Source organism: Proteiniphilum saccharofermentans, assembly GCF_900095135.1.
Taxonomy (GTDB): domain Bacteria; phylum Bacteroidota; class Bacteroidia; order Bacteroidales; family Dysgonomonadaceae; genus Proteiniphilum; species Proteiniphilum saccharofermentans.
In genome coordinates, this window is the sequence record NZ_LT605205.1 from 3,620,625 (window position 1) to 3,643,346 (window position 22,722).

The following is a 22,722-nucleotide window of genomic DNA, read 5'->3' on the forward strand; positions in this document are numbered from 1 at the left end:
CAAAAACAAGAAATAACATGTGTGGAATAGTTTGCACATTTAATATAAAAAAATCCGAAGAAGAGTTACGTCCGCAATTACTGAAAATGTCACGGAAATTACGCCACCGCGGGCCTGACTGGTCGGGTATCTTCTCCTCCGACAAAGCGGTCATGGCGCACGAACGCCTCTCGATCATCGATCCCGCATCAGGCAATCAGCCTCTTTACAGCAAAGACGGTAAATTAGTGCTGGCTGTAAACGGTGAGATATACAACCACCGTGAGATCCGGAAGCAATATGAGGGCAAGTATGATTTCCTTACCCAATCCGATTGTGAAGTGATCCTTGCGCTGTACCGGGACAAGGGAACCGGTTTTCTGGATGACCTGAACGGCATCTTTGCCTTTGCCTTGTACGACATCGAAAAGGATGCTTTCCTTATTGGAAGGGATCACATCGGTATCATCCCTCTTTATCAGGGATGGGATCAGGATGGAGCCTATTATGTGGCATCAGAACTAAAAGCACTGGAAGGGTACTGCAATAGTATTGAAGAATTTCCTCCCGGACATTACTTTTACAGTAGTGATAACCAGTTCCGGCAGTGGTACTCCCGTGAGTGGACGGAATATGATAATGTGAAAGAGAATGTTTCCGATGTACAACTTCTTAAACAGGCGTTGGAAGATGCCGTTCAACGCCAGATGATGAGCGATGTGCCTTACGGGGTATTGCTTTCAGGAGGACTGGACTCCTCCATCATCTCCGCCATCGCTAAAAAATTCTCTGCTAAACGGGTGGAAACTGACAACAGCGAGGATGCCTGGTGGCCGCAACTACACTCTTTTGCCATCGGACTGGAAGGATCACCCGACCTGGCGGCCGCCAGAAAAGTGGCAAACCATATCGGGTCGGTCCATCATGAAATAAATTACACTATTCAGGAAGGGATTGATGCTATTCGCGATGTGATCTACCATATCGAGACCTATGACGTGACGACAGTCCGCGCGAGTACGCCGATGTACCTCATTGCACGTTTTATTAAATCGATGGGAGTAAAGATGGTGCTTTCCGGCGAGGGTGCCGACGAGATCTTCGGAGGATATCTTTATTTCCACAAAGCCCCCAATGCTGAAGAATTCCATAAGGAGACTGTCCGGAAATTGAGTAAACTGCACCAGTACGACTGCCTGCGGGCCAATAAATCGCTGGCATCGTGGGGAGTGGAAGGGCGTGTACCCTTCCTCGACAAAGAATTTATAGATATAGCCATGCGCCTCAATCCGAAAGACAAAATGGCAGGGAACGGTAAGATTGAAAAACATATCCTTCGTCAGGCATTTCAGAATTATCTGCCTGAAGAAGTGACCTGGCGGCAGAAAGAGCAGTTCTCCGATGGTGTTGGATATGGCTGGATCGATACTTTAAAAGAGATAGCAGCACATGAGGTAACGGACGAACAGATGGCCAATGTACATCATCGCTTTCCCATCAATCCGCCATTAACAAAAGAAGAATATATGTACCGCTGCATCTACTCCGAACTGTTCCCGTCGGACAGCGCCGCCCGGTGCGTTCCGTCCGTCCCGTCGGTAGCATGCAGCACACCGGTCGCTCTGGAATGGGACGAACAATTCAAGAAAAATGCCGACCCCTCAGGAAGAGCGGTCGGCCAGGTACATGAGCATGGGTATCAGCAGACGTATATTGATCAGTAAGAGTACGCCCCCTTACGGGATACCCGGCTTGATGTCTTCTCCCAAGGATTAAACATATTCATCTCCATAACGGAATTTCACATCCGTCACGAAGTGTTTGATCCGCTGTTCCTCACTTTTCTTACAAATCATCAGGACATTGTCCGACTCGGCGACGATATAACCGTCAAGACCCTGTAAGACGACCAGTTTGTCTTCACTCATCGCGACGACATTATCGTTACTCTCTACAAACAGGGACTTGCAGTGCAGGCTGGCATTGCTTTCCCCATCCTTATCCGAGATTTCATGCAGGGCGCCCCAGGTTCCCAGGTCGCTCCACCCGAAGTTGGAGATGTTCACATATACGTTATCCGCTTTCTCCAGGATACCATAATCGATGGATATATTAGGACAAAACGGGAAACTCGCATCGACAAACTTTTTCTCGTCGGGCGTGTTAAACACCTCTTTTCCCTCGCTGAACTTCTGGTTGATATCCGGAAGGTACTTTTTAAAAGCATCCAGGATGGTGTTTACATTCCACAGGAAAATACCCGAGTTCCATACAAACTCACCGCTGTCGACAAATTTCTTGGCCAGTTCCAAATTAGGTTTTTCGGTAAACGCCTTCACCTTATGTATTCCACCCGTCTCCTCCTCATTCACCTGAATATAGCCATAGCCTGTTTCGGGACGACTGGGTTTAATTCCGAGCGTAAGTAAGACCGGATTACTGTTTACAAAATCCAGCCCCTTTTGAATATCAGCCACGAACTCGTCAGTATTCATGATCAGGTGATCCGACGGAGCGACGACTATATTCGCGTTGGGATCGATCGCGTTTATCCTGAAAGAAGCGTAAGCAATGGCAGGAGCGGTATTTCGTCTGATCGGCTCCAGCAAGAGCTGGTTATCTTTCAGTTCGGGCAACTGCTTTTTCGTCATTTCAGCGTATGCATCGTTCGTCACAATGTATATGTTCTCTGCCGGAACTATTTGTTTGAACCGGTCAAAAGTACTTTGCAGCAACGACCGTCCTGTTCCGAAGAAATCAAGAAACTGTTTGGGTTTTCCCTCTTTACTGAAGGGCCAGAAGCGGCTTCCCACACCGCCGCTCATGATTACACAATAATTATGATTGTTTCTCATTCCTAAGATTATATATGTTTTTAAAAATGAAATTCACGTTTATCTACTTTTTTCTTTGTACGGGTTCCTATTTAGTTAAATAACATCCTTCCGCAACAATTTGTTTATGGTCTCCTCAAATTTGCCTTTAAAGATACAAAACAAAACGGAAACAGCATCGGGAAGCAGCCGGAAACATAACATAAAAATGATAAGAAGTGATCCAAAAAATACATCCGTAAAAGATTGTAATTAGCAAATTTACAATGTACAAAAAATGGCAATGTTGAGTGTACAACTTTTGGCAATATCCAATGTACAGGTTTAACATTACATTAACTATCTCTTTTTTATTGTATTCAACTGTTTTTTTATTCTTTCTCAAGGAAAGTTTTCCGGTTGTCCATACGGTAACCGTTTCCCTCGAACCTGATCACCTCGCAACGATATAGCAGTCGATCCAGGATGGCTGTGGCTAACACTTCATCATCCAGTGTCTCCGCCCACTGGCTGGGTGACTTGTTAGTGGTGATGATGATCGAGCACTGCTCATGCAGGTGATTGATCAGATTGAACAGAGCCACCGCTTCACTCTTTTGCACCGGGAACATCATGATGTCATCTATGGCAATCAGGTGTGCCTTGGTGTATCGCTTGTAGGTGCTCATTGCCGATGAGATGATTTCTTTCCTGTTGAGCACGCCTATCAGGTCAGCCATGGTGGTAAAATAGGCCCTATAACCTTTCTTGATGGCATCATTGACCAGTCCCCCGGCCAGGTATGTTTTGCCCGTACCGCTTGGCCCCATCAGCACCAGGTTGTATAGCTGATCGACCCAGAGCAGCTCCCTGAGCTGTGTCATCTGCCTTATGCCGATGCTGCTCGAGGCCTTGTAATCGTACTCGTCAAGCTCGTGTGCACGTGGCAGACGGGCCAGTTTAGTCCTGCGCCGGTAATCATTCAGCTGTCGCTGCTCTAGCTCTTTTATAAGCATGTTCTCCAGGAAGTCCGCGTATCCCGGTGTATCTATGCTCGCCTGGTGAAGCATCGGCTGCAAGTTTTTGCTCAGGTATCCCAAACGAAGTATGCCGGCATATTGCTTCATGTTTTCTATCTGCTTCATAGCTCCATGATTTGATCGTACCGGTTTATCTTGCTTCTCTCGGGGATGTATGCATCCGTGTCATACTGACTTGTTTGAACACCGTCATGCAACACGCTTACAACAGGCAAGGGCTTCTTCTCCCGGCGTTTTAACTCCCGGTAATGTGATGCGGCTTCTTTCAGGTAAAGGGCGTTGTAGAGCCCATTGTCGAGGCAGTAATCAAGTGCACTGCCAACGATCTCCTCACCATATTCGCCCATCACCTCCCTTATCATTTTCAGATTGTCTCTCAGATAACGGGGCTTATACTTGTGTATCTCCTCTTACCTTGCCTTTTTCAAGACTGACGGGGTGCTCGGCCAGAAGGATGCCTTGCCGGTTGGAAAGCGAAAGGGTGCCATCCTTGACCTTGAGTAATACCTCCGGTCCCTTCCCGTTATAGGTGCCATATGGGACCCTGTAGAAGTTCCCCTTGTAACTGATTGTGTTATCTTTTCTCACCGTGTAGGTGGGAATCTCATCCCGGGGGATTGCCGGTGAGGGGCGAAAAAAGGAGAGATGCTCCTTTTCAATCAACCACACGTCATGGGGCAGGCGCTTCGTCGTGGCATGTTTGGTGCCGTTCGCCTTGCGCTCCAACCAGCTCAGGACTTCCTCGTTGAGGCGATCTATATCGTGAAAGGTACGCGCGCGAAGAAAGTTGTTTTTCACGTATCCTACCACGTTCTCGACCCGGCCTTTGCTCTGGGGATCGGCCTTGCGGCAGAACTCAACGCTGATACCGCGTTCATCCCTGTAGCGACGAAAATCATCAGCCAGGAGATAATCGCCAAGGTTCTCACTTTTCAGAAACACCGAGTCCTGATCATAGAGAAGCTTCCCGGGGATACCCTCTATATACTTGAAGGCCTGCTCGTGAGCCTGGACGGCTGTTTTCCCGGTGAAGGGAGTTGTTTGGAAAAACACATATTTGTAGCGACTGCGTGACAGGACAAGGGCAAAAAAATAAACCCTGCGCCTACTGCCGTCCAAACGTCGCATCTGTGCTGTACCGAAGTCAACCTGCGCCTGGCTGCCATATGCAAACTCTTCCAGGGCTTCCGTCTGGCGGATCTTCTCCGGTACAGGGATCTTCTCCTGACGCCGCACGTGCTGGACAAAGTTGTATACAGTCTTGCTGTTCACCTTCGGCAAGTCGGCGTATTTCTCCTTCAGCCGGTCTTCTATCACTGCCGCCGGCAAACCATTGTCTATACTCAATAAGGAAAGAACGTCCGGGTAATATGGCGACAGAACAAGTTCGTATACACGTTGTTTCATTGAAAACTCATGAAACTCTTCTTCACTCATCTTCTTGTACCTGGAAACAGTTCTGCGATCAACACCCAACTTTTTTGCAATTTTACTGTCCGAATTGCCCGGATTACTGGAAAGTTCTTTAACTTCGTACCACATACGTACCTTTCTAAGGTCATGTATCTGAGTCTTCATAGTGTTTGTATTTTCGTGAATTACAAATATATGAAGACTCTTCTTTAACCCTTTTTATGTACATTGCATATTGCCAATTTCTGTACATTCAATCTTGCCGAAAATTGTACATGCGAAGTTACTGATTACAAAGATATCAGAACATAAAACAGGCGATCAAAACTTCAATTAAAAACACGAATTGATCGAATATCTGCAAAAAAGAAGGGGAACTTATTTCAAAATACCAAAAATATGCGTATTTTTGCATCCACTTTTTGGCAATGCCCAGATGGCGGAATTGGTAGACGCGCTGGTCTCAAACACCAGTGGATTCACTTCCATGCCGGTTCGATCCCGGCTCTGGGTACGATTTTAAAACGCTAAATATTTAATAATAAAATATTTAGCGTTTTTGTTTCACCTCCCGTGTCCGCAATTTGTCCGCATTTTTTGGGAAGTTGGAAAAAATTATAGTCTTTTAGCAATATTTTATACTGCCTAAATACCAGAATTGGCTTAGTAAATCATTATTACTTTCTATCTATACGTCAAAACAAGCATCTTTGTTCCCGTCAAGTAAAAAGGAAACGACCTGCTGGGAAGCAACCCACCAGCGATAACCTGACTGACTGAAATATCAAGGGCTAAAATCCCTATCAATATACCATGCTATTCTAGGGAATTATTCCTTAGAAAAATCATCTTATTGAATCTAACAAAACCGCCTTACAATCAGAGCAAGTCCATACTTTCACCTTAATCAGCTGAATACTCAATATCAATTTGAGTTATTTCATCTATTGCATCAAACAAATCTATAAAATACATAAATACCTTCCTATCATGTACCCCTCTAACCAGTTTTGAGAATCCAGCCTTCTTTGATTCTTTAATCTTATATACATCTGGGATATCTGTTTTTTCGACTACACCGCTGTCTATAAGGAACTGATGCCCAAAATAATGTTCAACCTCAAAAAAATTGAAAGATTGATCCTTCTTCAAGTAAACATCCATTTCTCCCGGCACTGGTAAAAGTAGGGCATAAATATTACTATCTCTATGTTTTCGAACTGTATCCTTCTTATTTTTAATAAAAACTGATTCTTTTAAGCCTCTAAATTCTTGTAACCCTTTTGAATCATGGTCAAAAATCCCAATTACTATATCATCTTCTTCTATTAGTGGCTTACAATTTGATATAGACTTTGCAACTTCTGAAGCTCCTCCTCCGGATACATTACCACTCGATTTAATACTCCAATACGGGCTACTACCATTTGTCAAAACATAGTATGCGTGTTCGATAATTTCAGCATCGGTTTTTCCCTCAACTACTAGCTGTACCTTTTTGTCTGACAATACAGTATCAAGTTTAGTAAACCGAACTCTACTGGCAGGTAATTTTATTAATTCTTTTACGGGCTCTGATATTTTTGGGAAATAATTTTCTCGAATTTCTTTTTTTAGTTTATCATACTTCTCTCCCCCTAGCGTTGAGAAAGAAAAATCAAGAATTGAGTATAAGGTTGGTTCTTTCATTATTGAATCATCATCAATAATTGTTTCCAAAGCCTTACTGTAAGATATTCTTCTTGAGTCTAATATTAAGGCAATGGTTACTGATTTTAATGCAAAAATAACCTTTTTGGTTTTCTTATATTCTTCATACAAACGACAGAAAGCCATTTTTAGGGGTTCTTTAACTGTAATCGAATTAAAGTTCTCATAAAAATATAAGAGATTCATTATTTGAAGAATGGGAATAGAATAATTTTTGAAAAGAACCATATCGTCCGCAGCTAGTTTAATTAGGACTTCTGTAGACTTGGTATTTAAATCAATAGCCTCATGTATAGCCTCTTCTCTTAGCTTATTGTCAGTTTGATATAGAGCTTGTAATAAATACCCAGAACCCAATACACCAGAAATATACTGGTTTAACTGATTCGCATTTCTAAGTTTCTTTATAATCTTCTCCAAGAAAACGGGCATATCCTTAGACTTACCTGCGTAGAATATCCCAGAATTCTGCCATTTAAAATCAAAGAAATTTTCAACTAATAAATCCTCTTTATCACGTCTATGTTTAAAGATTTCAACAGCAGCATAATATTCCATATAAGAATCATGACTAAACTGAACCCATTTATTATCCTTTACAATCAATACGCCAGTATTATCTATCAAATATTCCAAAACTTCCTCTAATGAGCCTTTTCTAATAGGTAGTGTTTTCCCATTGAAGTATTTATTAAAGTAATGAAAAAACTCATCTTTAGTCAATGGCGTATGTTTATCATTCTCCAACAAGTATAGTGCATATAAAGACAGAATCCTTTCTTTAAATGATATATCGACAAACTCAATTCTACTAGACACGGTCAATCGCCCTATTATTAATGAATTGAAATTATCATAAATATCAGCAATTGTTGCAGGTATTTCTAAATTATTTTCCTCATATAGAATTGAAATCAGCGATAGTGTTAAGGGTGTAATCGGGAGCCTTTCAATTATTCTATTTTCCTTCAGAGCCTCCAACAGAGATTCTGTTTTAGCGTTTTCACCCAAGAAAAACTTTGAAATAAATTTCTTTACTTGCTCTGTATTAAATTTTTCTATATGATACGAATCAAATAAGCTATCTGATAACGATTCCATTTTATCGGAATTTCTCGAAGATATGACATACCTAAAATTATATCTTTCTGAGAGGTTCTTCAATTCTATCAATATTCCTTTTTGTTCATCCTCACTAAACTCATCAATGCTGTCAATCAACAAGCGGACATGATAACTACGAGAAATATCCAATAAGCTTTCAAGAGCAAAAAAGGTTGACAGTTTTTTTATGACCAATTTTTCTATCTCACAGTTGGTTTCATAAATTTCTATCGTTGATATATATATCGGTATATTTCGAATAGTAGTATTCTCATCAAGATTCAAGGAAATGAGTTGTTCTCCGATTTTTTTAAGAAAAGTAGATTTCCCTGCACCTGCATCACCCGAGAGAATTGTTGGCTTAGTAGATTTAATAATATCATCTATTGTTACTCTTTTTCGAACAGGCGTTTGGGTTGTTTTATCTTCATAGAAATGTATGATTCTAGGTTCAATATAGATATCTAATAACTTTTGGTATTTATCATTGAATATTTTCAGTTTCTTCAGTTCTGTATCCTTTGATAGACTGTCACAAAAATGTTTTTCATATTCAATCAAATTCAAATCTTTGTGCTTCCAAAAGTCATTGTAATTTTCATTTATAAGGTCGATTAACCGGTCACGCCCGATGAAATTCAGTTTAAAATGAGTAATTTTCTGAGAAATTGTCTTTTCAAACCCACTTGATATATTTTTTTCAGAAACAAGATATACAACATTGGCCATATGAGTATCTTGATACTTTACGATAGTATCATAAATGCTGCCTATATCAACATTTCCACTAAGACGCTGTTCTAAAAGTATGAATAAAAACTTCTCTGAACTAAGAGGACTTTTATTAATAGCAACTATTGCATTACTATCCACCACCACCTCATTGTATCCCAGATATTTGATTAAATTAACCATTAAGCCTTTCAAGTCGGCTATACTCAATTCCTCAATTTTTTTTATTTTACTTTTTCCTATCATAACCTATAGTATTAATAATTCTGGTCTTTATTGTTGGCTGTTTTTATTTGTACCCTACTAATTTTAGGTCTATCCCCTTTACAATTATTACCTCTACTCACCTGTTAGGCAACATTTCTTGAAATTCCGTTAGCGTCTTACAATAATCAGCTTCTTCTATTTCTTCAAGATTCATAAGTTGATATAACTTAATCCCCATATCTGACAATGCACAGTTACCGATTGTACCACCAAGGGTGACAGGTCCCCGACGTTGAAAAACGGACAGTTGGAGTTACTAACTTTGCTGGGACAAAAAGTTAAGCATAAAAAACTTACATTTGTCAAAGTATGAGAAAACAAAGAACACATTATGACAAGGCATTTAAAGATAATGCCGTCAAATTAAGTTTCGAGCGGAAGAATGTTTCCGAACTCGCACACGAATTGGGCATATCACCTGCACTATTGTATCGCTGGTGCAAAGAGTACCGGGAACGTGGGGAAAGCAGTTTCCCGGGCAACGGAGTCCGTTCTCGTGAAAGAGAAGCCGGAAGGGTTGCAGAACTGGAAAAACGCCTTAAAGAGGCTGAAACAGAGCGTGACATATTAAAAAAAGCCTTAGGCATCATCTCCACGAGCGATCGTTGATTTATCAATTTATAAAGGATTACAACTCGAGGGAGTGGACGATTGGGATGATGTGCAGAGTATTGAGTGTATCTCGCAGCAGTTATTACCGTTGGATTAAGAACCCTATAAATAAACGAGAACAAAAGCATATGGAACTTAGCCGAGAGATTAAAGATGCATACTTCGATGCCAAGGGGCGCAACGGCAGTCCCAGGTTGGCTAAAGATTTGCAAGCATCCGGAGTCAATGTTTCCAGAACAACTGTTGCCCGTCATATGAGAAATATGGGATTGCGCAGCAAGCTTTCTAAGAAGTTTAGGGTAACCACTGATGCATCCCACAATTACAATGTAGCGCCTAATTTGCTTAACCGTGAGTTCAATCAAAAAGAACCAATGAGGGCTTGTGTGTCCGACATTACTTACATCTGCTGTAAGGATGGATTCCTTTACCTTACGTGCGTGATTGATCTTTTTGATCGAAAACTCATTGGGTGGTCTATCAGCGATAATTTGACTGCTTCCGGCACTGTCATACCGGCTATCAGGATGGCCAACCGAAACAGACCGTTTAAAGAAGGGATGATCTTTCACTCTGACAGGGGCATTCAATATGCCTGCAAACAGACCGTTAATTTGTTGCAGTACCATAGGGTAGAGCAAAGCATGAGCGGGAAAGGCAACTGTTGGGATAATGCGGTGGCTGAAAGTTTCTTTAAATCTTTCAAAACCGAGTTGATTTATGGTACCAAGCTTAAAACAAAAGAGCAGATGTGCTTGGATGTATTTGAATATATTGAATCCTGGTATAATCATAAAAGAAGATTCTCAGCATTGGGTAATTTGACTATTGATGAATTTTGGAAACAGTACAATATTAAAAAACAATTAATTAAAAATGTTGCTTAACTTATTGTCTCAAATAAGTTGGCAATTCCAATTCTCCTCTTGCATATAATTCGATGCAACTATCGAGACGATATAATTCATCATCCGTAACATAAGGAGCCATCGCTAAATGCGAATATTCAATGAATAGGTTGATTTTCTCATTTTGCTTTTCGATATGGCGTTTTTCGGCATCTTTCCTTATATCTTCTATGGATGGTTTTTGTATTCTTTTTTCTTCATTGAGAACATTATCATCTGTGATGATTATTGCAGTTCTCTTTTTATTCGGCAGTTTTTTCATAATCCACGGGACAATAACATGAGACAATGTTGCCAGAATAATCAGATACGCGATAACGCACACGCCAAGGATAATCACAAAGGTCAAATTTGCCGTACCTGTATCAATTTCTTTTTCAAGGACAATCAATCTGCCTACCATCGCTATTGTCAAACCGACAATAGAAACTATCAGTAGTAGAATGATATGGCTATTGATTTTACGATAATCCATGTTGATGTCGTTTTCCTAATTAAGCAAGATCATACCAAAAAGACATGATAATTACTTTATTTTCCAGTAACCACCTCTATCTCCGCCAATTCGTTCTATAATGCCTTTATTTTTAAGCGAATCAATATCCCGAGCAACTGTAGCTGTACTTATTCCTAAATTTTGAGCTATTGTTTTCCGTGATACAGAATTATCTTTCTTTATTAATAAAAGAATTTTAGTTTCTCGGGAGGTTAAGTTTTCTGTATCATTTTCTGTATCACGACCTGTATCATCTGTATCATTTTCTGTATCAGAGCCGATCTTTTCTGCTTCATTTATTGCTTCACCCATACTCTTTTCTGCTTCATTGTCTTCTCCGACATTTCTCCGACGCTTCTCCGACACATCTCCGACACGTTCATGCCTATTATCTGTAGCACTTTCTATACCATCTGCACCATTTTCTGCACCACTTTTTGCTTTATCTGCACCACTTACTTCTCCTTCCGGTTTAGGGTCGGCACTCATCACCGTTACCTTGAATGTGGTAATATCTTTAAAATCAAATAGAGCCAAGCCGTTTTTGTTTGCTTCAAGCTGTTCCTGTACCATACTTATTCCCCGGTTGAAACGGTTTACATACCCGAGCACTTTCATCGCTTCAGCAATAACAGGATTACGGTAATCATTTACATGTGGAAAATTTTCCGGTTGTACTTTACCATAAAGTCCACCGGGGTTATCCATCACAATCCGGTCGGAATATTCATAAAACCGAGCCGGAGCATTCGTCTCATATGTACGGTGCATGATGAGATTCATAGCCAGCTCTCTTATTGCTTCATACGGGTAGTTGATTTTCATTTCTTCCCGTAAAACCGTAACAAATACCGGTCGTTGCTTCTGAATGGTATATTTGATGAAGTAATCTATTTCTTTCAACATTGTGATAAGGTTCCCTGTAAATTGCCTTTCGTTCAGCACTTTGGATGTTATGCTTTTTCCGGCAAATTCAACATACTGTATATACGCACCAAAAAGAATATGCGAAGGATCTTTTCCTATAAGTAAGATGCCGGCAACTGTCGGGCAGTCTTGCGCCGGATCAAACAATTTTAAGGATGCCAATTGTTCCTTAATCTGCCGTTTATCTCCTTTTAAAATGTTGGCATTTACCATTTTTGGGAGATATTCAGATTTGAATAGATCCAGATCCAAATCATCAATGGTGGTATGCAAACATGGAGAGGTATCGAATGTTTGTGATTTTACTTCGCTTTTCTCACGAAGAATTCTTAATTCTTCGTCATTTGCTTCCCCTCGTCTCGGCCCGATACGGATATACACCGTTCCTTTATATTTCACGGGAGTATTCTTGCTCGGTTTTACTTCGACAACGGCGATATCGCCATCAGGAAATGAAAACTTTTCGACCATCAATGCCGGTTGAGGCGTTATATTTCCATCAGAACGTAATCCTGCCAAATTCCTCAGTAACTCATCCGTCACCTTTAACCCACTCAACGAACCATCATCATAAGCCCCGATAAAGAGATAACCCGGAAGTTTTTTATTAGGTAGATCATTTGCAAAGGCACAAACAGCCCTTGCAAATTTATCGGTATCCTTTGTCGATATTGTTCTTTCTACACGTTCGTTTTCAATATCTTTTAACAGGTCTCTTATTTCATCTTTTGTAATCATGTTACGTTCTGAAGTTTAAAACAAATATAGTGAAAGCCGAGAGGAAAGGCAAGCTCGCTTGAACTTGCCCGAGGCGTATCCTATATTCTACAAATGTACTGATTTATTCCAACATCCCGATTAATTCTTTTTTCATATCGTCATCAATCGTCCGGTATCGTGCAAAAACTTTACTACCCTCTTTATGGCCACTTAAAGCTCCGACCAGATTCGGGTCTTTGACTTTTTTATAGATATTCCCAATGAAACTACGTCTCGCCATGTGAGAGGAAGCCACCTCGTATAAAGGTTTTTGAATTTCCTCACGGGTTTGTTGGTCAAGAACCGTAACCATCCGTCCAAGTCCGGCTCTTTTAAAGGCCTCTTTTATCTTTCGATTATAGTCCTGCTCTGTATTGAATGGAAAAAGACTTCCTCTTTCATAATCCTGATACTTGGTTATTAGTCGTTTGGCTGTATCATTTAACGGTACACGAACTGTTATCGCCCTGTCTTCTTTTGTTTTTCTCGGTATATATTCGATAGCATCACCAATAATGCTCCTATAGGTCATTTTGTATAAATCACTCACGCGACAGCCTATTAGACATTGAAAAACAAAAATATCCCGTTGCGTTTCCAATTCTTTATTATCGGACAAATCAGTTTCTAAAAGCCTGTTCCGTTCACTATTAGTAATATATATGGGTGTCCCGTAAACGATTTCTCCTATAGTAAAATGTTTGAACGGATTATTTATGGTATACCCGTTATCGTTCGCCCAAATAATGAAACTGCGGAAGCGGAGCATCATGTCTGCAACAGAATTTTGTCCACGAGGCTTAGGCATACCTTTGGGAATCTCATTACCATTCTCATCCAGCCGAGGTGGACGTTTCCTTTTTGGTGTTTTAACCGCTACTTTAGTCGAATATGGAATCTCTTCGTAAATATCAGGGTATTTCAGGAACGCATCTTTTTCGTTACCAAGAAAGTCCTCAATCTGGTGTAACATATCTACTGATAAGTTGGCGAATGACATCTTAAATCCTCTATGTCCTTCTTTTTTCTTGAATAACTCAAAACGGCGTAAACTCCGCATTATTACTTTGAAATTCTTTTGGCGTGCTACGGATAATTTGTGAGTGGAAAGATATTTTCCCATCACATCAAAGAAGGATTCTTCAGTTGGGGCAACAGATTTGCGAGTAGGCTTATGAAACTTCTTTATTTGTTTTTCAATGAAAGGTCTGTCTATTGTACTCTTGTCCTCGCTTGTGTTTATTATATTTTCGAGATAATCGGTCAGAGCTTTGAGTTTAGAGCGTTTTTCAAGTAATAGCTCTCTTTCTTCTCCCTGTATTAAAGGAATATTGATGTCATTTTTCTTTCCCCAACGCTTGCGGTCAACCCAAATGCCGGAAGCTGCCCGAATACGAATATCCCGAGACACGTATAGTCGCAAGTTTATTTCCGATTCTCCTGCACTATTAACCGCTTTACCTAAATAATAATTCGTCTGAGCCATAGCAAAAAACATTTCTTCAAAGGTAAGATTATTCCTCGAAAAAACAGGATATCCGTGTCCGCAATTTGTCCGCATTTTTGTAAAAGTACTCAAATAGCATCCAAACACAATCAATCAGATTAAATCGTTAATCACTAAATATCAAATGATTATAGTTATTTTTCAATCTTATATGTTTTCCTTATTTTGGGCTTGTCAAAACCGGCTCTGGGTACTCATAAACCCTGATCGTCAGTTGATAATCAGGGTTTTATCTTTTCATAAAGTGTACTATTTAACCTATTTCCTGAAAATAACGGAAATGTATTCCTTTGCTTTCCCATATTATATAAATTATCCACTTCTACTCAAGTTTAATCATATCTGCTATTTGTAAGAAATAGTCATTCGACCAAATATCTAATTCATCAGGATATTTTATAAACCGCAGCACATCTCTTTTTACAGCATCAATATCCGTATTGGCGAGCCGTTCTTTTAATTTTTCAATAAATTGTTCTTTATTCATTTCAAATCCGTCAAACTGCCGTATCCGCTCTTGCAAGTGCTCGAAATTGAGTTTCGTTCCATTTCTCACATACCACTCAAAGTCATACCAATCCCGCCCTTTTACCCTCGATTTCCAATTACGGAACACAAGAGCATGCATCTTTCCCGCAAATAAATCAGGCAATACAAAACAACGTGTCATAAACGAAAAAGGAAGCAGCAGCAACTTTTGTTCGGTATCGAAATTCATAGGTGGGTCAATATCCACTTCAATTTTTATTTTGATGGATTTTTCAGTTTGAAATTTCAAATCATAAATTGCCGTATTTTCTTTCAAAAACGCCGACTCGACCAGTCCTAATGTCCTTTTTTCTTTCTTCGAGATCGTAACATCTTTTCCGGCGGCACTAAATTCATGAATGATTGCCGGAAAATACTCTTCGAGATCAAAATCGACATCGGGAGCTATTAAGGAAAAATCCAGATCTTCGGAAAATCGCTTCAAACCATAAAAAATGCGTAAACAGGTTCCGCCATAGAATGCAGCTTTATTGAAAAAACCACCCCTGTAAAGTCCAGCAAGAGCGATTTCCTGCATGACTTCATAAGTGGCATTTCTCAGGTCGCTTTCTTTTTTTATCTCATAACGAGCCAACATTTGGTCGAATATGTTCATTTCTTCAATAGTTTTAAAATGTTTTGAATGTCTGTTTTCTTTTTACTTACGGCCAAACATTGCTCAAATATATCCGGATCCATTTTATAAAATTCAACCATGTCGAACCGTATATCTTCTTCTAAATAGGTTTGCATGGACTTGACAAACCGTAGCCGGAGTTTGGGGGTATAAGCAATCAAATCGCACAACGCTTTTTCGGGAGATGCAATCAAATAAGCATAATCTTCTTCTACAACTTGACGAATGCCGATAGAATAGTAATCGGCCGGGCAATGAATGTATTCAAAACGTCCAATGTTATTTTCGTAATTTTTTGTCAGTTTTAATGTCATAGAAACCATAGCGTGCACACTCTCAGGTATCAACCCATAATAACGAAGCGCGGTTTCCATTGATACGTAAGATGGCCCATAGAGGTGATTGGCAATCAACTCCTCTGACAATGGTTTACCTGATACAGACGGGGAAACAACATACATTCCCCGTTTTAAGCGAATAATAGTTCCCTGCTTTTCGAGTTCCAGTACCTTTTGACGTGGTGACTTATAATCTTTTAAGTTGGATGCCAGAACACTAAAGTCAAAAGGAATAATGCCCAATTGAGAAATAAACTTCATAACTATTCAATGTATTTCGAACAAAAATAGTCATTTATTTTATAGTTAAGCTGTTTTTTTCTTGTTTTCTATTAAAAAAATGACGTTTATTCGTTTAATCAGGAAACTTAACCGGTTCCCTTTCATGTCTTCAACTGTTTGTCTATATCTATTGGATACTTTATTAAACACTCTTTTCCACTGTTTCTGCCTATATTTTCCCTTTTATCCTTATTTTTTGCAATACATCACTTCAGGAATTATGATATGGAATCAATCTTCACCCGCTTGCAACGTTTCATCAATGAATTTACTTCATCACGGTTGAAAAAATCAACCGACCTTTTTGAGTTGAAATCCGAATATTGGGATGATGAGATCCTACACACGCATATCCGTGAAGAAATTTATAAGGCATCATGTGAACTGGTAGCGTTACATGAAAAAGCCCCCATGCTTCACGTCATTACCAATTTCCCCGACTTGAAGAATGTCCTCTGGGAAAGCACCTTTATCGAATCCATTTCTCCCGATGAAAGGAAAAAGTACCACAATTCCGAAAATATCAGTTTAAGCCATGACAGGCTGAATGACGATCCCGAAATATATGACAGGCAGTTACCCTATTTCTCCGGTATCATCTCATCCATCTATCTTACTGAATATATCGCATTCCTTCAATCCAAGTTACCCGAAGAAATAACGGCAGACGTTCCAAAGGAAGAAAAATCCACTTTTGAACACCAACTCAATCCGGCACAAATCGAATTATTGGCCGAATGCCTTAACGATGTACGTATGTTTCCCGAGAATATCACAAGCCAGACACTTGAAAATATATTTGCCTGTAACCTTTCACAACCATTAAAGGCACGCAATAACCGCCTGCTGGCCTATTTCTTCTCGGCATTGGACGACCGCAGCCTGATCACACGCAACTGGCAATCGGTTATAGATAAAAACAGCCTTTTCCTTTCATCGGGAAAGAGCAGACCACTCAAACAGTCCGATCTATCCACGGCAAATTCCGAAATCAAGATCACACCGCCCATCGGTTCGGAAACCATTGACAAATACCTAAAACAACTGAAAGAACATTGAGAATAGGTTGATATGTTAGTCGGGTGTTTCGTTTTAACCAACTTAAAAATAGTTGTTGAAAAAATCAGTTGATTGATTCAGGTTAGTATACATATCTTTGTACCTCCTGTTGTGCTGGTATCTAATCAGCCCGACACATTCCGGCCGAACGTTTAGCTTGCGAAGAATATCAATGGCAGCATTCAAGGCGACACGGTACATCCATGTGGAAAAAGCCGATTGCCCTTTAAAATTAGGAAAGGCTTTCCATAACCGGATGAGTATTTCCTGATAATAATCTTCTTTGTAGGAACTACCGTAAAAATAGACATTACAGATTTTCCATAATATTCCATGATGTGTATTAATCAATTCGATAAACTCTTTTTCCATGTCCTGACTCTTTTTAAATGGTTAGTCGGATAACTTGGCCAAAATATTACAAGGCACTTCTGAAATTTATAGATTATGTAATTACAATATACATCTATACCATATTCTTGCGTGTTTAGATTGATGTTTATTTCCGGTATACGCCATTTTGCATCATTTCTAATTCGTCACCAGTTTGGTGATGAATCATAGAGTCCTGATTTCATGATATTTGTGAATTTCCACCGGCTTGGTGGAAATTTCGCCATAGAAAATAATGTTTTTTTATTAAATCAGTCCGGCTCCCAAAGCCAATGATACAATGATCAGCATGATCGCAATAGTTACCTGCAAAAACTTCAATGTGATTTTTTTCAAAAGCTTGTTTCCGATATATGCCCCGGCGATTCCCGCAAGTGTGGCGCTAATAACCAAAGGCAGATTGTCAACCAATCCCGATTGGGTAAATCGTGTAGCATATACACTCAGGCGGGTAAAATCGACAAAAGTCGACACAACAACGGCAGTCGCAACAAATGCTTCTTTGGAGAGGCCCGCTTTAATAAGGAAAGCGCTGCGCAAAGCTCCTTGATTCCCCGATAGTCCGCCAAAGAATCCGCTCAAAGCCCCGCCGATGGGAAGTTTGTCTTTCCCAAACTGTAATTTTCCGAAATAAGGTATTAAATCAAGACTTGCAAAAATAATAAGCAAAACGGAAATGATGAATTTTACAGGATAGACCTCGATTATCTTTCCAAAAGCCTCGTAAATGAAAAGAGGTTTCAGGTCGGAAATATTCAACAGCAACCAGGCTCCGATAAAAGCACCTATTATGGCGGGAATACCGAAACGGAGCAATACTTCCTTATTGGCATGCTTGCCGACAAGTAACAACTTAAAGATATTATTGAAGAAATGGACTATTCCTGTAAGGGCTATAGCCAGATCGACAGGGAAAAAAACCATAAAAACGGGTGTAAGGATTGTTCCAAGCCCGAAACCCGAAAAGAAAGTAAGGATGGCGACAAGAAATGCGCATAATGAGATAATAATAATTTCCATGATTTTAATGGGAAGTTGTCATATTCTCTTTTTCAAACTCCAATAACTTCTTTTTTCTCCACATTCCGCCGCCATATCCCGTGAGTGTACCATCAGCACCGATAACCCTATGGCAAGGCAGAATGATAGAGATTTTATTTTTACCGTTGGCATTGGCAACAGCCCTTACGGCAGAAGGTTTCCCTAAAGCTTCTGCTTGTTTTCCATAGGTGGTCGTACAACCATACGGTATCTGTAACAAGCTAAGCCACACTTTCTTTTGAAATTCCGTACCTGCCAAGTCCAGCGGGATATTGAAATCTTTTCGCTCTCCCCTGAAATACTCATTTAATTGCTCTCGAAGCGTGTCAAAATGAGGATTGTCGCCCTGTATAAGCGGAGCATTGAATTCCTCTCCCAATTGTCTTAATTCCAAATCTATCAATTTATAGTCGGCAAACTCAAACATGCAGATACCTTTCTCAGTCGCGGCGGCAATCATCAGTCCCAAATCGGTTTCAACATGTGTTACGTTGATTACACGCTTGTCTTTACTTTTTTGCGGAGAAGTACCGATAATATTTTTGAACATACTGTTGAACCCGCTCAAAGAATCATAACCCGAATCAAAGGCAACGTCCGTTACATTCTGGTCGGATTGGATACGTTGGAAGGCACTGTTCGCCCGGTACATTCTTTGGTAGGCATGGAATGTCTGCTTGTAGTTTTTCAAAAACCACCGGCGTACCTGATTTGGCTCTAATCCCATTTCCTGCAAATCGGCATCCTTTATTTTAACCGTAGGATTTTCTTCCATGTATTTCAATAATTGTTTAATGCCGTCAGGCGGATTTCCCAATTTTTCCAACGGTTTACAGACTTTACAAGGTCTGTAACCGCTAAGCATGGCTTCTTTTGCAGAAGGGAAGAACTCTACGTTTTCTATTTTAGGCCTGGCAGGACAAGTGGGTCGGCAGAATATACCTGTTGTTTTTACTCCGACAATGAATACGCCCTCAAAAGAACTATCCCTTTCAAGGAATGCTTTATAGAACACTTCTTTTTCCATTTCCATCTTTTTATATCAGATTAATCGTTTGAATCGCGGGAAACTCCCTGTCTATTCTTAAATGTACAATTTCTTTTTCCCCATACTGGAAATAAGCAGCCATATTTTGTTTGATTGCAAATTCGAACTGTAAAGTTACGATTCTGCCATTCCAAATACAACCGAAAAATTGACAACCTCGTTTATTTAGCTTTTTTTGGAGGGGGGCAATTGTCCGACAGTAAATAAAAAAAGATTGCCCGGTTAGGGACAATCTATATAACTTCATCGAACTTGATCAACCTTACTTGGCAGCTTCGATCGATGCTTTACGGAAAGCTTTCAGTTGTTTTTCCAATTCTAACGAAGCTTTACGTGCACGGGCACCAGCAGCTTTGTTGTTGTTCTCCGTTTGAAGTTTTGCATTTTCCTGGAACAACGCAATTTGTTCGTTGATGCTTGTCAATAATGTTTGCATAATTCTTTATTTATTTTTTATAAAATTCCCCGCAAAGGTAATTGATCAAAGCTTTTCTCAAAAATTATCAGGACTTTTATTTGATTTTCTTGTGAAAATTTCCTCCTTTATCTCGTTTCAACGCTTAAAGTTCGGCTGTAAACATGCCATAAGGAGATTATATAGATCGTTATTTTTCCAAAAAATCTCTGTTTTTTATATATTTTTGCAGGGCATAAAGATACGCATCGAAAAAGTTCAACGAGTAGGCTTCTCTTTCGGCTTCCTTTTTATTTGCTATTCTGTTTCGAACTACATTCACTCTATTGTTTTTTATTTTATGCTCAAATTGCAAGTTTCTACAGCTGCGTTTGCCGATACAAAACCGTATTTTCATATTTTTGACGGATTACGTGGAGTAACCGCAATTATGGTTGTATGTTTCCATATATTTGAAGCTTTTGCTACTAGTCATATCGACCAGAGGATCAATCATGGCTGTCAATTTTTTCTTTATCCTCGCGGGATTTGTGGCAGGCTATGCTTATGACGACCGCTGGGGAAAAATGACAACAAAAGAGTTCCTCAAAACGTAGATTTATACGTCTCCATCCAATGGTTGTGATGGGGGGGCAATCATAGGCGCCATTATGGTTGCTTTATATGGGATGTATCCACGGTCACTATCGGAGCCCTATTGATTGCCAAACTCTTAAACGCATTATTAATTCCGGCAACACCTGGGATTGAAGTTCGAGGAATAGGTGAAATGTTCCCCTTGAATGGCCCGAGTTGGTCTTTGTTCTTCGAATATATTGGTAATATTCTCTATGCCCTATTCATCCGTAAGTTCTCTACTACAGTTCTTACAGTGTTAGTTCTCCTGGCCGGAGACGGACTGGCAGCATTATCCTGGCTTATATCACTCTAAAGTTTTTTGATATACCTGTAAGAAGATATATCACAAACAAGTTCCTAAAATTGAAAGGCTAATATTCAAAGAAATAATGACTCCCATGTTTGATTGATTAGCGGAATAAATAATTATGTTCATTCCTTTTAAATCGATATCGACGTCTCGGGACTGGAATGGGATCTTGTACAGATATCTCCCATCTCAGTAAGTTCTCTACCATTTCATCTTTAATACTCTTATAAGACTGACTCCCGAAGAGATTATCCAGTAGTTCGGATGGATCATCTTTCAGGTTATAAAGCTGACCATTTCCATCCATATCATATACCAATTTCCAATCACCTTTGCGAAGCATACGTATGGTACCACTTTGTGTCCATGTGTTCAGTTCGTCAAAAAATAATCCTTTTTTACCGACAGCACCTTCTTCCTGATAGTCGGTAGTGTCATCCCGGGTATAATACATTCCACCAAATCCATCCTGAACCATCACGCTCTCAAACTCTTTTTCGGGGTAGTCTTTTCCCTGCAACAGTGGCCATAAGCTACGTCCTTGTACGCCCATCGGAATATCGGCACCCATCACTTCACAAATCGTGGGAAAAATATCGATGATACTCACATGTCCGTCATGTGGCACTGCCGAGGCCTTTATTCCCGGACCAACCCATTGCATGGGGATACGGGCAATAGCATCATCCAGCCCTACCCCTTTCTTCATCAGACCATACTCTCCCACATAATCGCCGTGGTCGGCAAGAAACAGGATAATCGTATTATCATACACCCCTTTCTCTTTCAACTCGCCTATAAAACGGGCCAGTTGGTCGTCTATCATCCGCAACATCCCATGGTAGATGGAACGCAGCCGCTGCAAGTTCTCCTGATAACCGACATGCCCTTGCGCCATCATCTCCGAAAGCAGGAGATATTCTTCCCCTTTTATCTTCATATCGTCCGCACTGCTCCGCATCAGAGGCAATGATTCAGGTGGAAACATGGAATAATAGGGTTCACACGTCTGATATGGATTATGCGGCTCCGCAATGGAAAACCATATTAAAAAAGGTTTATCCGACAGTGAACCGATCCATTGGGTAGCATCGTCGACCATCCGATAAGGCAACTGTCCCTCTATTCCATAGGGAGCAGGTTTCATATCAGCATACATATCAAGTGTTTTCAAATATTCATCGAATGCTTTGCCGATCTCGCTCTTATTTTCCGAATCCTGCCCATCATGATTATAAGGACTCCAATAGTCTACACGGTCGGGAGAAAGATGAGAATGATTCTTCCCGATCAGTGCTGTCACATAACCTTGTTCCCTGGCCACATCAAAGAGATCTTTCGTATAAAAGGCATCTCTAAGATTGTGGTTGGATCGCACGTGTGTCGCACTGGGGAATCTTCCCGTCAACATAGAGACTCGGGCGGGACCACTTGCAGGAGCAGCTGTATATGCTCGGTTAAACCAAGTTCCTTGTCCAGCCAGACTATCGACGAAAGGCATCGTATTTAACGGATATCCTTCACGTCGCATTAAATCGACTCGCAGCTGATCTGCCATAATGATAATGACGTTGGGATTTTGGAGAATCTCTTGCCCAATTACAGGGAATAATACAAAGATCGAAACTGATATTCCTGCAAATGTTTTCCTATCGAATTTGTCTGTCATAATATGTTTCTTTCTGATCCAGATTTAAAAATTATGCACCAACATCGTTGTATTAATTAATTAATTAATTTATCCACGCCATTGATTGGAACAAAGATATAAAATAATTTAAACAGG

Annotated in this window: 19 protein-coding genes, 1 tRNA gene and 1 pseudogene; 6 read left to right on the forward strand and 15 right to left on the reverse strand. The window is 40.1% G+C overall.

The annotated features are described in order from the left end of the window. Positions 1-17 precede the first annotated feature (17 nt). Positions 18-1,703, forward strand: a complete 1,686-nt coding sequence (gene asnB, locus PSM36_RS14075) for an asparagine synthase B (protein WP_076931450.1) — start codon at positions 18-20, stop codon at positions 1,701-1,703. A 48-nt stretch (positions 1,704-1,751) separates the two neighbouring features. On the opposite strand, the gene PSM36_RS14080 is transcribed toward asnB, so the two are convergent. From PSM36_RS14080 to istA, 4 genes are all read right to left on the reverse strand, one after another. After that, complete coding sequence (locus PSM36_RS14080; protein ID WP_076931451.1) at positions 1,752-2,834, reverse strand: mannose-1-phosphate guanylyltransferase; 1,083 nt, start codon at positions 2,832-2,834, stop codon at positions 1,752-1,754. 350 nt (positions 2,835-3,184) lie between these two features. Continuing rightward, positions 3,185-3,937, reverse strand: a complete 753-nt coding sequence (istB, locus tag PSM36_RS14085; RefSeq protein WP_076929577.1) for an IS21-like element helper ATPase IstB — start codon at positions 3,935-3,937, stop codon at positions 3,185-3,187. Beyond that, on the reverse strand, positions 3,934-4,194 hold the full coding sequence (locus tag PSM36_RS14090; RefSeq protein ID WP_076929580.1) for a hypothetical protein: 261 nt from the start codon (positions 4,192-4,194) through the stop codon (positions 3,934-3,936). The genes istB and PSM36_RS14090 overlap by 4 nt, the downstream gene beginning before the upstream one ends. Before the next feature lie 28 nt (positions 4,195-4,222). Further along, on the reverse strand, positions 4,223-5,410 hold the full coding sequence (gene istA / locus PSM36_RS14095; protein WP_076929581.1) for an IS21 family transposase: 1,188 nt from the start codon (positions 5,408-5,410) through the stop codon (positions 4,223-4,225). A gap of 265 nt (positions 5,411-5,675) precedes the next feature. Between istA and PSM36_RS14100 the strand changes: the two genes are divergently transcribed. Beyond that, positions 5,676-5,759: transfer RNA gene (locus tag PSM36_RS14100), tRNA-Leu, on the forward strand. A gap of 389 nt (positions 5,760-6,148) precedes the next feature. Here the strand turns inward: PSM36_RS14100 and PSM36_RS14105 are convergent. Next, positions 6,149-9,037 carry an NACHT domain-containing protein gene (locus tag PSM36_RS14105; RefSeq protein ID WP_076931452.1) on the reverse strand — a complete coding sequence of 963 codons (2,889 nt, stop codon included), beginning with the start codon at positions 9,035-9,037 and terminating at the stop codon, positions 6,149-6,151. A 330-nt stretch (positions 9,038-9,367) separates the two neighbouring features. On the opposite strand from PSM36_RS14105, the gene PSM36_RS14110 reads away from it, so the two are divergent. Further along, positions 9,368-9,667, forward strand: coding sequence for a transposase (locus tag PSM36_RS14110; RefSeq protein WP_019537946.1), 300 nt, complete (start codon positions 9,368-9,370; stop codon positions 9,665-9,667). Further along, positions 9,664-10,557 carry an IS3 family transposase gene (locus PSM36_RS14115; protein WP_076929797.1) on the forward strand — a complete coding sequence of 298 codons (894 nt, stop codon included), beginning with the start codon at positions 9,664-9,666 and terminating at the stop codon, positions 10,555-10,557. The genes PSM36_RS14110 and PSM36_RS14115 overlap by 4 nt, the downstream gene beginning before the upstream one ends. A 1-nt stretch (position 10,558) precedes the next feature. On the opposite strand, the gene PSM36_RS14120 is transcribed toward PSM36_RS14115, so the two are convergent. The 5 genes from PSM36_RS14120 to PSM36_RS14140 all read right to left on the reverse strand — a co-directional run bounded on the left by PSM36_RS14120 (position 10,559) and on the right by PSM36_RS14140 (position 16,031). Beyond that, positions 10,559-11,053 carry a hypothetical protein gene (locus tag PSM36_RS14120; RefSeq protein ID WP_179947214.1) on the reverse strand — a complete coding sequence of 165 codons (495 nt, stop codon included), beginning with the start codon at positions 11,051-11,053 and terminating at the stop codon, positions 10,559-10,561. A 51-nt stretch (positions 11,054-11,104) separates the two neighbouring features. Continuing rightward, positions 11,105-12,739 (reverse strand): RNA-binding domain-containing protein, encoded by a 1,635-nt coding sequence (locus tag PSM36_RS14125; RefSeq protein WP_076931453.1) that lies wholly within the window; start codon positions 12,737-12,739, stop codon positions 11,105-11,107. A 103-nt stretch (positions 12,740-12,842) separates the two neighbouring features. Next, positions 12,843-14,246: a site-specific integrase gene (locus tag PSM36_RS14130; RefSeq protein WP_076932287.1), complete on the reverse strand. Its 1,404-nt coding sequence runs from the start codon at positions 14,244-14,246 to the stop codon at positions 12,843-12,845. A gap of 343 nt (positions 14,247-14,589) precedes the next feature. Further along, on the reverse strand, positions 14,590-15,411 hold the full coding sequence (locus PSM36_RS14135) for a nucleotidyl transferase AbiEii/AbiGii toxin family protein (RefSeq protein ID WP_076931456.1): 822 nt from the start codon (positions 15,409-15,411) through the stop codon (positions 14,590-14,592). Continuing rightward, positions 15,408-16,031: a type IV toxin-antitoxin system AbiEi family antitoxin domain-containing protein gene (locus PSM36_RS14140; RefSeq protein ID WP_076931458.1), complete on the reverse strand. Its 624-nt coding sequence runs from the start codon at positions 16,029-16,031 to the stop codon at positions 15,408-15,410. The genes PSM36_RS14135 and PSM36_RS14140 overlap by 4 nt, the downstream gene beginning before the upstream one ends. A gap of 246 nt (positions 16,032-16,277) precedes the next feature. Here PSM36_RS14140 and PSM36_RS14145 point away from each other — a divergent pair, with 246 nt between their 5' ends. Beyond that, the gene (locus PSM36_RS14145) at positions 16,278-17,111 is read left to right on the forward strand and encodes a hypothetical protein (RefSeq protein ID WP_076931460.1); all 834 of its coding nucleotides are present in this window, start codon (positions 16,278-16,280) and stop codon (positions 17,109-17,111) included. A gap of 42 nt (positions 17,112-17,153) precedes the next feature. Here PSM36_RS14145 and PSM36_RS14150 read toward each other — a convergent pair whose 3' ends face one another. The 4 genes from PSM36_RS14150 to PSM36_RS14170 form a co-directional block, all read right to left on the reverse strand. Further along, the gene (locus PSM36_RS14150) at positions 17,154-17,483 is read right to left on the reverse strand and encodes an RNA polymerase sigma factor (RefSeq protein WP_232001465.1); all 330 of its coding nucleotides are present in this window, start codon (positions 17,481-17,483) and stop codon (positions 17,154-17,156) included. A 267-nt stretch (positions 17,484-17,750) separates the two neighbouring features. Continuing rightward, positions 17,751-18,524: a sulfite exporter TauE/SafE family protein gene (locus PSM36_RS14155; RefSeq protein ID WP_076931462.1), complete on the reverse strand. Its 774-nt coding sequence runs from the start codon at positions 18,522-18,524 to the stop codon at positions 17,751-17,753. Positions 18,525-18,528: 4 nt separating this feature from the next. Then, a complete protein-coding gene (locus PSM36_RS14160) occupies positions 18,529-19,572 on the reverse strand; it encodes a bifunctional transcriptional activator/DNA repair enzyme AdaA (protein ID WP_076932288.1) in 1,044 nt (347 codons plus the stop codon). 283 nt (positions 19,573-19,855) lie between these two features. Further along, complete coding sequence (locus PSM36_RS14170) at positions 19,856-20,029, reverse strand: histone H1 (protein ID WP_076931466.1); 174 nt, start codon at positions 20,027-20,029, stop codon at positions 19,856-19,858. Between the two features lie 319 nt (positions 20,030-20,348). Between PSM36_RS14170 and PSM36_RS14175 the strand changes: the two are divergent. Further along, positions 20,349-20,921: pseudogene (locus PSM36_RS14175) on the forward strand (acyltransferase family protein); the annotation flags it as partial. Positions 20,922-21,036: 115 nt separating this feature from the next. Here the strand turns inward: PSM36_RS14175 and PSM36_RS14180 are convergent. After that, positions 21,037-22,605: a sulfatase family protein gene (locus PSM36_RS14180; protein WP_076931468.1), complete on the reverse strand. Its 1,569-nt coding sequence runs from the start codon at positions 22,603-22,605 to the stop codon at positions 21,037-21,039. Positions 22,606-22,722: the final 117 nt, after the last annotated feature.

Coding starts and splice junctions, on each gene's coding strand:
- PSM36_RS14155 (WP_076931462.1), bottom strand. CDS start 18,524: ATGGAAATTATTATTATCTCATTATGCGCATTTCTTGTCGCCATCCTT.
- PSM36_RS14150 (WP_232001465.1), bottom strand. CDS start 17,483: ATGGAAAAAGAGTTTATCGAATTGATTAATACACATCATGGAATATTA.
- PSM36_RS14135 (WP_076931456.1), bottom strand. CDS start 15,411: ATGAACATATTCGACCAAATGTTGGCTCGTTATGAGATAAAAAAAGAA.
- istB (WP_076929577.1), bottom strand. CDS start 3,937: ATGAAGCAGATAGAAAACATGAAGCAATATGCCGGCATACTTCGTTTG.
- PSM36_RS14160 (WP_076932288.1), bottom strand. CDS start 19,572: ATGGAAAAAGAAGTGTTCTATAAAGCATTCCTTGAAAGGGATAGTTCT.
- PSM36_RS14180 (WP_076931468.1), bottom strand. CDS start 22,605: ATGACAGACAAATTCGATAGGAAAACATTTGCAGGAATATCAGTTTCG.
- PSM36_RS14140 (WP_076931458.1), bottom strand. CDS start 16,031: ATGAAGTTTATTTCTCAATTGGGCATTATTCCTTTTGACTTTAGTGTT.
- PSM36_RS14105 (WP_076931452.1), bottom strand. CDS start 9,037: ATGATAGGAAAAAGTAAAATAAAAAAAATTGAGGAATTGAGTATAGCC.
- asnB (WP_076931450.1), top strand. CDS start 18: ATGTGTGGAATAGTTTGCACATTTAATATAAAAAAATCCGAAGAAGAG.
- PSM36_RS14145 (WP_076931460.1), top strand. CDS start 16,278: ATGGAATCAATCTTCACCCGCTTGCAACGTTTCATCAATGAATTTACT.
- PSM36_RS14130 (WP_076932287.1), bottom strand. CDS start 14,246: ATGGCTCAGACGAATTATTATTTAGGTAAAGCGGTTAATAGTGCAGGA.
- istA (WP_076929581.1), bottom strand. CDS start 5,410: ATGAAGACTCAGATACATGACCTTAGAAAGGTACGTATGTGGTACGAA.
- PSM36_RS14170 (WP_076931466.1), bottom strand. CDS start 20,029: ATGCAAACATTATTGACAAGCATCAACGAACAAATTGCGTTGTTCCAG.
- PSM36_RS14125 (WP_076931453.1), bottom strand. CDS start 12,739: ATGATTACAAAAGATGAAATAAGAGACCTGTTAAAAGATATTGAAAAC.
- PSM36_RS14080 (WP_076931451.1), bottom strand. CDS start 2,834: ATGAGAAACAATCATAATTATTGTGTAATCATGAGCGGCGGTGTGGGA.
- PSM36_RS14090 (WP_076929580.1), bottom strand. CDS start 4,194: ATGATAAGGGAGGTGATGGGCGAATATGGTGAGGAGATCGTTGGCAGT.
- PSM36_RS14120 (WP_179947214.1), bottom strand. CDS start 11,053: ATGGATTATCGTAAAATCAATAGCCATATCATTCTACTACTGATAGTT.
- PSM36_RS14110 (WP_019537946.1), top strand. CDS start 9,368: ATGAGAAAACAAAGAACACATTATGACAAGGCATTTAAAGATAATGCC.